Here is a 13,079-nt window from a genome sequence, read left to right as displayed (position 1 = left end):
TATAACGCATTTTTAACACGTATGCGGTGAACTTGTCCTGAACTTTAATAAAGCAAAAAGAAAAGCGACCTAAGTCGCTTTTACTGGATAACTAGCTAATAGCTCGCTAGTTAGACTCTCACGCAATGAGAAGGGGTGAGCTAGAGCTCAAAAACGTTTGTAAAAAACTTATAAAGTTCAGTGCCTTGGTTCACACTAGCTGAGGCAAAATGCAATATCGCAATCGCATCAAGATCAAAGCTTAATGTTTGCAGTGGTTGTTCGCTTAGGTAGCGTTCCATTCGCAGTATTTTAGCTATAGGTTCGCCCGCTTTAATGTGCCCACCAAGGGGGGCTAAGTATTCAACCATGCCACCCATAGGTGCATAGTAAGCAATATAATCATTTAGTTGGCAGCCATACCTTGTCATCACTTTTGGCTTGTAGGGCGCATCAACAAATACTTGCTTATGATTTAAATAACTTAAAATACTTTGAGCATCATCAAACGCCGCGCTTAAATCTATTTTTTCTTGGCTTCCCAGCTCTACCGTAAAGGCTTCAACTTGTACGTTAAAATTTCGGCCTTGCTGAGCAAGTTGCTCGCTAAGTTGCCACCATGGACAAAAGCTCGCTTCATCCATTGCGCCATCAAAGTCATTAGGGATCACTAGCACATGGGGAATATTAAAGTAACGGGCACTTTCTGTGGCATATTCAGGACAATATAAGTGCTGACTAGAAATAGGGCCAGTGTGTAAATCTAAAACAATATCAGCTTGATGCGCTAGTCTTTGTAAGTTTAGCGCTATGCGTTTACCCGTTGTTAAACGATAGTCTGGGCCATTAAGTTGCTGCTCAACATCATTAATTAACGCGGTTTTAAACGCTGTTCTTAGAGCGGTATCGTCAGCGTCGTAGTATTGCTTTGCAAACTGTGATGCAAGCTGATTATTACAGTGATACATACGATTCCAATTAGTCCCCGTAATAGGGTCGAATCGGCCAAGCGTAAATTCGCCCGATTTTTGATTACAGCCAATGGGGTTAGCGTAGGGAACTAAGGTAATATCACCTTTTAAATTAAGGTTTTTTAGCTGTTCAAGTAGCTGATAAATAACCGCGTTACCTTGTACTTCGGCGCCATGCATATTAGCTTGTATATACACACCTGGGCCTGTGCCATCGCCCTTTAAACGATAGACAGGAATGGTCAGTGGTAGGCCATTTGCCACTTCACCAACTACAATATTTTCCTGGCTTATAGCTGTGGTGTTATTCATTTTTATTACCTCAAGTAGTGGCTTGCATCTTCTGCTTGGCGAATACAGTTGATTTCGCCATGGTGTATAACATATTCACCGGCCAGTTCATGGCACAAAAAGTACGGCATACTTTCGGTAAAACCATAAGCACCGCATTGACTAAACACCAGCCAGTCATGTTCATTTAAATCGCTCGGTAATTGGTGCTCCCCTAAGCAATCCAGCGCTGTACATAAAGGTCCGTATAGGCTCATTGCTTGGTTTGCTGCGTTTGAATCACGTAATAAACGCGCAGGAAAGTCTTGATTAGTAACCGCAGGGCGCAATAAGTGATTAATACCGCCGCTCATAATTACCTGCTGTTGGCCGTAGTTTAATTTGCGCTCAACCACCGGTGTGGCGTAGTGGCCGCATTCGCCTACAGCATAGCGACCTAGTTCCATCCACAGCTCTTTAACATCCGCATCGCGTTTAATCTTTGCAAGGGCTGCTATTAATGCATCCCAGCTTAAAGTCGGATCATTAAGGGTGTAAGGAATACCTAAACCGCCACCTAAATCTAAAATATTCAGGTTTATATTTAAGTTATTAGCAAGGACTGTAAGTGGTGTAATCATTTGCGACCACAGATCTGCAAGTTTGTCGCTGCTGAGCATGTTACCCCACTGAAAAATATGTAGGCCATCAAAGCTCAATGCTGTGTAGTATTTAGTATTTAGCGATTGCCATTCATCGCATCCTAAGCCAAATGGAGTAAGGCTATCACCACCAAGTGGGTTTTTATCACCCTCGGGCCAGCGTAATTGAACACGCAGCAAAACCTGTAACTGACACTGCTGGGCAGTCGCTTGTTCGTTTAACCAACGCACCTGATTAAGACTTTCTGCCACAAAGGTGCGTACGCCACGTGCAATAAAATGTTTAATTTGTTTTGGGCTTTTAGCAGGGCCCGTGTTGAGCACGCGCTCGCTGTTAATTCCTTGGGCAAGTACTTGCTCAAGTTCGCCTTTACTTGCAACATCAAAGTTAAAACCAGCGTTATCTAAACTTTGTATCACTTTAGATAGGGGATTGGCTTTAACCGCATACCAAAGCTTTACTTCGGTTTGCGCCACTAAGTGCGCAAGGTGCGCATCTAGTGAGTCAAGGTCGTAGACAAAAAATGGAGTATCGAGTTTACTCGAAAGCTCATCAATAGCGCTTTTAACGGGCGTACTCAAAAAGGTCATTAACGTAAAACCTCTTCAAGCAATAATGACGCGTCACTTTGCTCGTCCCGGTATTTAACAATTAAGGCACACGACATACTCAAGCCTTGATCACGGGCCCAGTCATTTGACGCAGGGCGAGAGCCTGGGATCACAATCGCGTATTCAGGGATTGCTTCGCCTTTATCAAGCTGACGCTCATTAACGCAGTCATAAACAGGGATGGTTGCAGATAAGCGAACACCTGGGGCAAGTACCGCGCCTTTTTTAACTACCACGCCTTCAACAATCACACAGCCTGCACCAATGAATGCATCGTCTTCTATGACCACAGGGCTTGCGCCAATGGGCTCAAGTACCCCGCCTAATTGTACCGCGGCGCTCAAATGAACATTTTTACCCACTTGCGCACATGAGCCAACCAATGCGTGGCTATCTACCATAGTCCCCTCGTCAATAAAGGCGCCAATATTTACGTACGCAGGTGGCATAATAATAGTGCCTTTAGCAACATGTGCACCACGGCGCACACTTGAACCACCTGGCACCATGCGAACGCCTGCTGTGGCTTCAAAGCATTGCGGCGCTAGATTATGTTTATCTACAAAGCCACCAGGAAACTCCATGTTAGTGCCATTTTTAAATGCCTCTAAAATGCCTTGCTTTACTTCTACGTTAGCGTGCCATTGGCCGTTTTCGTCTTGTGTTGCTGCGCGAACTGCGCCCGTTTCTAAATTATTTAATAGTTCTAACCAGCTCATTATAAAAACCTGTATTTAATGCCAAGATAAAATGGTGTTGTTTGCCGATGAAATGTCATCTGTGTGTGTCAGCTCAAGGTGTGTTAAAGGTGGACGTAAATGCGGACTGCTAATACGCCCTTGTAAATGCATTAACACTTTGACTGGGATAGGGTTTGCTACTGAAAATAAGCTATTGATGGCGCTAGACCACTGGACAAAAAGATTAGGGTGTTGGCCGCTTAAACTGCGCTTTACAAACTCATGGGTTTGCACTGGCCATGCATTGGCTGCAACCGACACTAAACCTTTTGCACCTGCTTGGGAAAAATAAGGCATGAGGGCATCGTCACCACTAAAAATGGCTAGTTCAGGCGCTGCTTGTCGATAGGCTTCAAATTGAGAAATACAGCCACTGGCTTCTTTGAGTGCCCATAAATTTTTATGTTGTTTGAGGTTTTCAATGGTTGCAATGGGAATGCTAACCGCACTACGTCCTGGTACGTTATAAAGCATACAAGGATGAGAACTGGCATTAAGCAGGCTTTCAAACCAATGCGTTTGCCCCACTGCACCGGGTTTGGCGTACAAAGGCGAGCCAAGTAAAAAACCATGAATAGGCAGTTGGTTGCAGTAGTTAACCCATTCAAGCTGCTGCTTTAAGTTACTACCACCGACTGCGACCATAAGCGGGACGCTCGGCTGTAATTGGCAAATATGCTCTACGATGGCTTGCTGCTCTTTTAGGGTCAGGGCTAACCCTTCGCCAGTGCTACCAAGTAATAAAATGCCGTTGTTAGCGGCTTCTTGTTCGGCCACCAAGGTGTCTAAGGTTGCGTAATCAACTAGGCCATTTTGATCAAATGGGGTGATCAGCGCAGTCCATAAATGGAAATTGTTAATATTGAAGTTGTTGATCATCTCTCACGAACTTATAGGGCATTCGTCGAGTTATTGGCGGGTATTTAGGGTGCCTGACTCTTTGAATGTATTTATAATTCGAAGAGCGAATGGGCTTATATAACAGGGCGCACGGCCTTATTATACTAAGACCAGAAGCTCTCCACCAAATATGTTATTGGTGACAGTCGCTAGGATTCAACCTAGTCGCCCGAAGTAATCTTTCACAAAAAAGTGTTACCTCTCGGCGTTAATTCCCCTCACGTATGCTCAATGGAGTTTGCGCTCCTAACATACGCTACCTGAATAACGCACCTCTTCCAGCCCTTTGCACTTACTATTGAAAAATCAATCAGCAAATACAATGTAATAGGGTAAGTGTGACGATTAAACCACTTTAGCCGTCTAGGTGTCAAGTGACTAAATACAGAATAGTTCATCGATAATAGCAACGGTTACGTATTGGCTGCTTTTCTCGTAAACTAGTTTCATGGTCGAAGTAAGGTATTAAGTAGATGGAAAAATTTAGCGATATTTATAAGCGTGCAGTGGAGCGAAAGGGCTCTGAAAAAATGCTTAAGTTGTTACTCGCAAAACCTTTATCAACAAAGCAACTCGTCACATTAAGTGATGATGATTGGCTAGAAGAATTTACTCGGAAAGTTTTTCAAAGTGGTTTTTATTGGTCGGTGATCAACAGTAAGTGGGCCGGATTTAGAGAGGTTTTCTGGGACTTTAGTGTTGAAAAGCTATTGATGATGCCACCAGACATATTAGAACAAAAAGCCAGTGACGAACGGATTGTGCGCAATTATAAAAAAGTAAAAACCATTACTGAAAATGCGTATATGATCCACGAAGTTGCAGAGCAACACGGCAGTTTTAGTCAGTTTATTGCTAACTGGCCAAGTGAAGATATTATTGGTTTGTGGGCGTATTTAAAAAAGCATGGTGCAAGGCTGGGTGGTAATACCGGCCCTTATGCGCTGCGCGCCTTAGGAAAAGATACTTTTTTACTTTCAAGAGACGTAGAAAGCTATTTGCGTGCACATAAAATTATCGATGGCGGCTTACAAACCAAAAAATCATTAAATGCCGCGCAAGCTTTTTTTAATGAACTGCAGCAGCAAAGCGGTTTAAGTATGCAAGAGCTAAGCTTAATTGTCGCTTATGGTGTCGGCGACAACCGAGTAGGAATAAGCCAACAACAATAGGATTAATCATGAAATTAGTGCCAAGGTATACCAATATTGGTGACGGCTTTGCTATTAGCGATCATCCAGCCAAGGTGATAGCGCCACAGTTATTGTTATGGAATGAGCCCCTAGCTAAGCAATTTAATATACAGGTGAGTGCCGATTCACGAGCAAATATATTTAGCGGTAATGAACCCCAAGCGATTTCTGCGGTGGCACTGGGATATTCTGGTCATCAGTTTGGTCACTTTTCACCGCGACTAGGGGATGGTAGGGCGCATTTGCTCGGTGCGATTAGCGATGATAAAAATCAGCTTTGGGATCTGCAATTAAAAGGCGCTGGTGCTACGCCATTTTCGCGCGGAGGCGATGGCCGCTGTGCATTAGGTCCAGCTATTCGTGAGTACGTAATGAGCGAAGCTATGCACGCGCTTGGCATTCCAACAACGCGTTGTTTAGCCGTGGTTGGTAGTGGTGAAACCGTTTATCGCAACCCACCTCAACCTGGCGCTATTGTAACGCGACTCGCGAGTAGTCATATTCGAGTTGGCTCGTTTCAATATTTAGCTACCCAAGGCGATTTGACCAGTCTAAAAAACTTAGCCGATTTAGCCATTCAAAGACATTACCCTGAAATTAACAGCACTGGCGCCCAGCGATACTTGGATTTTTTAGCTGCAGTGATCGCCAATCAAGTTAACTTAGTCGTAAGTTGGATGAGGGTGGGGTTTATTCATGGGGTAATGAATACCGACAACACCTTAATTAGTGGTGAAACCATAGATTACGGTCCATGTGCCATGATGAACCAGTTTGATTTTGATACCGTGTTTAGCTCTATTGATAAGCAAGGGCGTTACGCATTTGGTAATCAGCCAAACATGGCGAGTTGGAACTGTGCTCGCTTAGCAGAGAGTCTAATGGCACTAATAAGTGACGACGATGAGCAAGCCGTAGCAATGCTGACACCTATCATTGCAGACTTTTCAACGCAATTTAATCAGCAATTTAGCGCTATGTGGGCACAAAAGTTAGGGCTAACAGTCACGGATGATAAAGATAATGAGCTGGTGGGGGAGTTACTAGGGCTATTAAAAGAACACCAGCTTGATTATACCAATACTTTTAATGCACTCACTGAGTCGTTAAATGGGCAAGCTGAAATACCATCAGCACTTACCTCTTGGGCACAGCAATGGCAAACACGAACTAATGAGCACAGCTATCAAGTGATGCGACAAGCCAATCCGAGCGTGATCCCACGTAACCATATTATTGAAGATATTATTACTCAGTACACTACGCATGGGGATAGTGAGCTACTCAGTCGTTTTAGCCAAGTGATGGCGAGCCCTTACACAAGCCATGCGCAGGCCACTGAGTTTCAAACGCCGCCCGAAGATGATAAGAATTATCGTACTTTTTGCGGTACTTAAGTATGGTTTATTGCATTTTAAAATGAACATAAAAGGTCATTTTTTACCCCAGCGACGTTCATTCATAGAGCAAACTATGAACGGGTGATACCATAACTCCATAAAAGCCAGTGATCGTGTGGGGTTTAAAGCGATTGTTTGCTTTTTGAGCTAGCCTGTGTTCATCGACATTTTTTATGAGCTAGTTTTATTATCCTAGATATTGAAAAAATATATTTGCGTTAAGTATTGATTAACAAAGACTCAGTTACTGTATAGGTAAGTTAGAAGAGCTAGCAATGCTTAGCTACATTTTTAGTTGTTAAAATGGGAAGAAAACAATGAAATTAAAATCACTTACAATGGCTATTGCGTTAGCTGCAACTAGCGCATCTACTTTCGCAGCCGAGCAAGAAGGCTTTTACATCGGTGCATTCGGCGATTATTACGATGCTTCGTGGAAAAACATGCGTGAGCAAGCTGGCCTTGACGTTAATGAGTCAACAGGCTGGGGTGCTGAATTAGGCTACCGCTTTAATGATTACTGGAGTGCGCGTTTAGAGTACGCAGACCTAGACTTTAATGCTCACGACAAAGTATTGAACAACCGCAACGATATTGACGGCGAACGTTACGGTATCGATGCACTTTACCACTTTGGTGGCGGTCCTTTCTACGGTTTATTTGGTCTGAAAGATATTGATGTTGTTGATGACAACACGTTTGTAAACGCAGGTGTAGGTTACCGACACTTTGTTACAGACAACTTTTTTGTTAATGCTGAAACCAGTGTTTACCAAGGTTTAGACAAAGGCTACACAGATGTTGGCGCTAAATTAGGTATAAACTACTTCTTTGGTCAAAAATCGGCGCCAGTAGCACCGGTTGAGCCTGCACCACAGCCAGAGCCAGAAATTGTTCCTGTGCCGGTAGCACTTGCTGATACAGATAAAGACAGCATTCCTGATGTAGATGATAAATGTGCCAATACACCTATGACAGATGCTGTTGGTAGCGATGGTTGTACACTTTATGAAGATACTGAAGTAACAGTAAGCTTGTTAGTAACATTCCCTAACAATGACTCGTCAGTTTCACAGCAGTACTTAAATGATATTGATGAAGTAGCGACTTTCTTAAAAGAGTACCCAGATACAACAGTGCTTCTTGAAGGTCATACGTCTGCAGTAGGTAAAGCGTCTTACAATAAATGGTTATCTAAAAAACGTGCTGATGCAGTAGCTAAAAAGCTAATTGCTGATGGTATTGCAGAAGATCGCATTACAACGGCAGGTTTAGGTGAAGAACGCCTTAAAAATGAAGCGAATACGGCAAAAGCGCATGCTGAAAACCGCCGCGTTGAAGCACACGTAAAATCTATTAAACGTGTAAAAGTATTACGTTAATAGTCTCATTATTGAGTAAAAACCCAGCTTAGGCTGGGTTTTTTTATGGCTGCTTAATAGGTATTCATGGGAGTTGGTTTTACTTTGTTCACTATTCATATTATTAATAATCGGTATAACTAGTTGCCTAACTGGATGGATTTTAATCTATGCACAAAAGCTTTATAATCGGCAGATAGAATACTATAAGTATTGGGTTATGGTGTGTTTAGTAAACACCACCGAATACTTTAACGTCACCAAGAGGGCAATACTGTGCTACAAGAATATCGTAAACACGTAGAAGAACGTGCCGCGTTAGGTATCGTACCAGCGCCATTAGATGCTCAGCAGACGGCTGATCTTATTGAGCTAATTAAAACGCCACCGGCAGGTGAAGAAGAGTTCATCCTAGAACTACTGATCAACCGCGTACCACCAGGTGTTGATGATGCAGCCTACATTAAAGCAGGATTTTTAGCGGCTGTTGCTAAAGGTGAAGCTGTTTCTCCGTTGATTTCTAAAGAAAAAGCAGCTGAGTTACTAGGTACTATGCTCGGTGGCTACAATATTGCGCCAATGGTTGAACTACTTGATGATGAAGCGTTAGCGCCAATTGTAGTAAAAGGCCTTTCGAACACATTATTAATGTTTGATGCGTTCTACGATGTAGAAGAAAAAGCAAAAGCAGGTAATGCATACGCCAAGCAAATTATAGAGTCTTGGGCTGCGGCAGAATGGTTTATCAATAAGCCAGCCGTTGCTGAAAAAATCTCTGTTACGGTATTTAAAGTCACTGGCGAGACAAACACCGATGATTTATCACCAGCACCAGATGCATGGTCACGTCCTGATATTCCGCTTCATGCATTAGCCATGCTTAAAAATGAGCGTGATGGTATTAACCCTGACAAAGACGGTGAAGTAGGTCCAATCACTCAGCTTGAAGAATTAAAAACTAAAGGCTTACCACTTGCTTACGTAGGTGACGTTGTTGGTACAGGCTCTTCGCGTAAGTCTGCAACAAACTCTGTGCTTTGGTTTATGGGGGATGATATCCCATTCGTACCAAACAAGCGCGTGGGTGGTGTATGTTTAGGTAACAAGATTGCGCCTATTTTTTTCAATACAATGGAAGACTCGGGTGCGTTACCAATCGAATTAAATGTTGATGAATTCAACATGGGTGACCAAATCGACATCTACCCTTATGAAGGTGTTGTGAAACGTCATGGTACTGATGATGTGATCTCTACATTTGAACTTAAATCAGAGGTAATTTTAGACGAAGTTCGTGCTGGTGGTCGTATTCCATTGATCATTGGTCGTGGTCTTACAGACAAAGCACGTACATCATTAGGTTTAGGCGCAACTGACGTATTTAAAGTACCAGCAGTGACTGAAGTATCAGACAAAGGCTTTACGCTTGCGCAAAAAATGGTTGGTAAAGCATGTAACGTTGCCGGTATTCGCCCAGGCCAATACTGTGAACCTAAAATGACCACGGTTGGCTCGCAAGATACAACAGGTCCTATGACGCGTGATGAGCTTAAAGACTTAGCCTGCTTAGGTTTCTCTGCAGATTTAACAATGCAGTCTTTTTGTCATACATCCGCTTACCCTAAGCCAATCGATGTAAACACGCACCATACGCTTCCTGATTTTATTATGAATCGTGGCGGTGTATCGCTTCGCCCTGGTGACGGTGTAATTCACTCATGGTTAAACCGTATGTTATTACCAGATACCGTAGGTACGGGTGGTGATTCACATACACGTTTCCCATTAGGTATTTCATTCCCAGCAGGTTCGGGGGCGGTAGCGTTCGCAGCTGCAACGGGTGTAATGCCACTAGATATGCCTGAATCAATTTTGGTTCGTTTTAAAGGTGAAATGCAACCGGGTATCACTTTACGTGACCTTGTACATGCTATCCCTTACTTCGGTATTAAAGAAGGCCTATTAACGGTTGAGAAGAAAGGTAAAATCAACGAATTCTCTGGTCGCATACTAGAAATTGAAGGGGTTGAGCACTTAACGGTTGAGCAAGCGTTTGAGCTATCCGATGCATCTGCAGAGCGTTCAGCTGCTGGCTGTACTGTTAAGCTTTCTAAAGAGTCTATCAGCGAATACCTTGAGTCTAATATTGTTATGCTTAAGTGGATGATTTCTGAAGGTTACGGCGATGTACGTACGATTGAACGTCGTGTTACTGCAATGCAAGACTGGTTAGCAAACCCAGAACTAATGGAAGCGGATAAAGACGCAGAGTACAAACACGTACTTGAAATCGACCTTGCTGAGATTAAAGAGCCAGTACTGTGTGCGCCAAATGATCCTGATGATGCACGCCTACTTTCTGATGTGACAGGCGAAAAAATAGATGAAGTATTTATCGGTTCTTGTATGACTAATATTGGTCACTTCCGTGCTGCAGGTAAATTACTCGATGGCTTTAAAGGGCGTATCCCAACACAGCTTTGGGTTGCTCCACCAACGAAAATGGATAAAGACCAACTTACAGACGAAGGTTACTACGGTATTTTTGGTCGTGTTGGTGCACGTATTGAAACGCCAGGGTGTTCACTGTGTATGGGTAACCAAGCACGTGTTGCGGACAAAGCAACGGTTGTGTCTACTTCTACACGTAACTTCCCTAACCGTTTAGGTACAGGGGCAAACGTATTCTTAGCATCAGCAGAGCTGGCAGCAGTAGCAGCAATTTTAGGCAAATTACCTACACCTACTGAGTACCAAGAATACGCAGCGAAGATCAATGCAACGGCAGCAGATACCTACCGTTACTTGAACTTTCACCGTATGCCTCAGTACACTAAAAAGGCAGACAACGTAATTATTCAGCAAGCTGTATAATTTATAGAGTGTGTTTAAAAAAAACCCGCTTTGGCGGGTTTTTTATTGTCCAAATAAAATATTAGATAGTTAATGCTTAATTCGTTGCATGATTGTATTAACTTTCGTTAAATGTCGTCATTGATATGGTTAATAAAGCAAAAAATCCTCTCTACATGCATTAAAATCCTCGACAATATTATCATTATTATAAGCAGGATTTTATGACCGCATTAAACAACCAGAATTTACTGCAACTTCGTTTTATTAACCAAGCCAATATTGATTTGGTTAAGCCTTCTTTTGATAACTTACCTGCAAATCCTTATGCAGATGGTGCGTTTCGTAAACGCCGTTATTCAGTGGTTAAATTACAAAATGGTGAGCTTAATCTTCAAGCGACCAAAGCGTTTGTGCAAGACGATTCAATTAATACCTTTCAAGGTAATGTTGAGCGTACTTACGAAAACTTAGAGCAGAGCTTGCTTGAGTCTGAGGGTATGAAAAGCATTGTTAGTGAATTTGCAGCAATCACCGGCATTGATGCAGAGCGTGATATTGAAATTCACCAATTTAGAATGCTTGCCATTGATAGCGATACGCCAGCAGCTCCAGAAGGTGTGCATCAAGATGGGTTTGACCATGTGTGTGTATGTGGTGTTTCTCATGAAAATTTAGAAGGTGGTGAGCTATTGGTTTATGAAAACCAACAAGCTGAACCGTGTTTTAAAATGGAAATAAAAGACGGCATGTTTGCACTAATTAATGACCGCCAGGTATGGCATAACGCCACGCCAATGAACAAAATTGATGCTAATAAACCAGGTTATCTGGATTGTTTTGTACTAACTGCTTAAGAGAAATAAAATGAATTTAATGCAATTGCGCGCGCAATTTCCTGCTTTAATGCAAACGGTTGATGGCAAGTCACCGGTATTTTTAGATGGGCCTGGTGGCTCACAAGTACCCCAGCAGGTACTCAGTGCCATGACCGCTTATTTAGGGCATTACAATTCAAACTTGGGCGGTGCGTTTTTCTCAAGTGACAAAACGGTTGAGCTGATGGCGAATGCGCGTCAAGCGGCGGCTGATTTGTTAAATGCGTCCAGTGCACAAAATATTGTGTTTGGCCCTAATATGACTAGCCTAACATTTAGCTTTAGCCGAGCAATTTCACGCAATTGGCAAGCAGGTGATGAAATTATAGTGACCAATGCTGATCATTTTTCAAATGTATCGTCTTGGCAGCAAGCCGCTGAAGATAAGGGCGTTGTGGTTAATACTGCACTGGTTAATGAAGCCGACTGCAGTTTAGATATGGCGCATTTTGAAAGCCTATTAAACAGTAATACTAAATTAGTTGCCGTTACGTATGCCTCAAACACCACGGGATCTATTAACGACATTAAACGTATTATAGAGCTTGCTCATAATGTGGGTGCGTTGGTGTATGTTGATGCGGTGCATTATGCGCCACATGAACTGATTGATGTACAAGCGTTAGATTGCGACTTTTTAGCTTGTTCTGCATATAAGTTTTTTGGCCCGCACTTAGGCATGGTTTATGGTAAAACTGAGCACTTAGAAGGGTTTACACCTTATAAAGTAGAGCCAGCAAAAGATGTTGCACCAGGTCGCTGGGAAACCGGCACACAAAGTTTTGAAGCACTAGCGGGCTTTATTGCGGCGGTTGATTACATTGCGGCAATTAGCGAGCTTAATGACAGTCACTCACGCCGAGAAAAACTACGTGTTGCGTTTGAAAAAACGAAACAACACGAGATGGCGCTTAGTGAATACTTTTTAACTCGCCTGGTTAATTACCCGCGTATTAAATTGTTTGGTATTGATGACTTAGCACGCTTAAGTGAGCGTACCCCTACGTTCGCACTGACCTTTGAAGGGTTAGAGCCTCGCCAAGTGTCTGAATTTTTGGGTAAACAACATGTATGTGTATGGGATGGTAATTTTTACGCCCAAGGTTTATGCAAACAACTGGGTGTGCTTGATAAGGGCGGCGTAGTACGCATTGGTTGCATGCACTACAACACTCTAGAAGAAATGGACACGCTATTTAATTTGTTTGATGAGCTGATTTGAAGCTGTCAGCTATAAGCCGTCAGCTTTCAGTTTAATGC

At 42.8% G+C, this 13,079-nt stretch carries 10 protein-coding genes and 1 riboswitch; of the genes, 6 read left to right on the top strand and 4 right to left on the bottom strand.

Annotated elements, in window-relative coordinates:
* Positions 1-140: 140 nt before the first annotated feature.
* Genes ACTRWE_RS07475 through dapA form a run of 4 tightly spaced genes read right to left on the bottom strand, consistent with a single transcriptional unit; the run spans position 141 to position 4,113 of the window.
* Positions 141-1,262 (bottom strand): succinylglutamate desuccinylase/aspartoacylase family protein, encoded by a 1,122-nt coding sequence (locus ACTRWE_RS07475; RefSeq protein WP_462879754.1) that lies wholly within the window; start codon positions 1,260-1,262, stop codon positions 141-143.
* Positions 1,263-1,267: 5 nt separating this feature from the next.
* Positions 1,268-2,473, bottom strand: coding sequence for a PLP-dependent decarboxylase (locus ACTRWE_RS07470; RefSeq protein WP_262976494.1), 1,206 nt, complete (start codon positions 2,471-2,473; stop codon positions 1,268-1,270).
* Positions 2,473-3,213 (bottom strand): 2,3,4,5-tetrahydropyridine-2,6-dicarboxylate N-succinyltransferase, encoded by a 741-nt coding sequence (locus ACTRWE_RS07465; protein ID WP_054202775.1) that lies wholly within the window; start codon positions 3,211-3,213, stop codon positions 2,473-2,475. Before ACTRWE_RS07465 ends, ACTRWE_RS07470 begins: the two co-directional genes overlap by 1 nt.
* A 15-nt stretch (positions 3,214-3,228) precedes the next feature.
* Positions 3,229-4,113 (bottom strand): 4-hydroxy-tetrahydrodipicolinate synthase, encoded by an 885-nt coding sequence (gene dapA, locus ACTRWE_RS07460; RefSeq protein WP_462879753.1) that lies wholly within the window; start codon positions 4,111-4,113, stop codon positions 3,229-3,231.
* A gap of 127 nt (positions 4,114-4,240) precedes the next feature.
* Positions 4,241-4,420: riboswitch (Lysine riboswitch) on the bottom strand.
* A gap of 187 nt (positions 4,421-4,607) precedes the next feature.
* On the opposite strand from dapA, the gene ACTRWE_RS07455 reads away from it, so the two are divergent.
* From ACTRWE_RS07455 to ACTRWE_RS07430, 6 genes are all read left to right on the top strand, one after another.
* Entirely contained in the window at positions 4,608-5,306 is a 699-nt protein-coding gene (locus tag ACTRWE_RS07455; protein ID WP_462879752.1) for a DNA-3-methyladenine glycosylase I, read from the top strand.
* 8 nt (positions 5,307-5,314) lie between these two features.
* Positions 5,315-6,724 (top strand): protein adenylyltransferase SelO, encoded by a 1,410-nt coding sequence (locus ACTRWE_RS07450; RefSeq protein ID WP_462879751.1) that lies wholly within the window; start codon positions 5,315-5,317, stop codon positions 6,722-6,724.
* Between the two features lie 320 nt (positions 6,725-7,044).
* Positions 7,045-8,109 (top strand): OmpA family protein, encoded by a 1,065-nt coding sequence (locus tag ACTRWE_RS07445; protein WP_013463815.1) that lies wholly within the window; start codon positions 7,045-7,047, stop codon positions 8,107-8,109.
* 255 nt (positions 8,110-8,364) lie between these two features.
* Positions 8,365-10,962, top strand: coding sequence for a bifunctional aconitate hydratase 2/2-methylisocitrate dehydratase (gene acnB / locus ACTRWE_RS07440; RefSeq protein ID WP_069440233.1), 2,598 nt, complete (start codon positions 8,365-8,367; stop codon positions 10,960-10,962).
* Positions 10,963-11,165: 203 nt separating this feature from the next.
* Positions 11,166-11,798, top strand: coding sequence for a 2OG-Fe dioxygenase family protein (locus ACTRWE_RS07435; protein ID WP_013463817.1), 633 nt, complete (start codon positions 11,166-11,168; stop codon positions 11,796-11,798).
* A 10-nt stretch (positions 11,799-11,808) separates the two neighbouring features.
* On the top strand, positions 11,809-13,041 hold the full coding sequence (locus ACTRWE_RS07430) for a cysteine desulfurase-like protein (protein WP_462879750.1): 1,233 nt from the start codon (positions 11,809-11,811) through the stop codon (positions 13,039-13,041).
* Positions 13,042-13,079 lie beyond the last annotated feature (38 nt).

The organism is Pseudoalteromonas sp. G5_S1_54_S4 (genome assembly GCF_054968565.1).
This window is presented reverse-complemented; position numbering and strand designations above follow the sequence as displayed.

Coding starts and splice junctions, on each gene's coding strand:
- ACTRWE_RS07475 (WP_462879754.1), bottom strand. CDS start 1,262: ATGAATAACACCACAGCTATAAGCCAGGAAAATATTGTAGTTGGTGAA.
- ACTRWE_RS07470 (WP_262976494.1), bottom strand. CDS start 2,473: ATGACCTTTTTGAGTACGCCCGTTAAAAGCGCTATTGATGAGCTTTCG.
- ACTRWE_RS07465 (WP_054202775.1), bottom strand. CDS start 3,213: ATGAGCTGGTTAGAACTATTAAATAATTTAGAAACGGGCGCAGTTCGC.
- dapA (WP_462879753.1), bottom strand. CDS start 4,113: ATGATCAACAACTTCAATATTAACAATTTCCATTTATGGACTGCGCTG.
- ACTRWE_RS07455 (WP_462879752.1), top strand. CDS start 4,608: ATGGAAAAATTTAGCGATATTTATAAGCGTGCAGTGGAGCGAAAGGGC.
- ACTRWE_RS07450 (WP_462879751.1), top strand. CDS start 5,315: ATGAAATTAGTGCCAAGGTATACCAATATTGGTGACGGCTTTGCTATT.
- ACTRWE_RS07445 (WP_013463815.1), top strand. CDS start 7,045: ATGAAATTAAAATCACTTACAATGGCTATTGCGTTAGCTGCAACTAGC.
- ACTRWE_RS07435 (WP_013463817.1), top strand. CDS start 11,166: ATGACCGCATTAAACAACCAGAATTTACTGCAACTTCGTTTTATTAAC.
- ACTRWE_RS07430 (WP_462879750.1), top strand. CDS start 11,809: ATGAATTTAATGCAATTGCGCGCGCAATTTCCTGCTTTAATGCAAACG.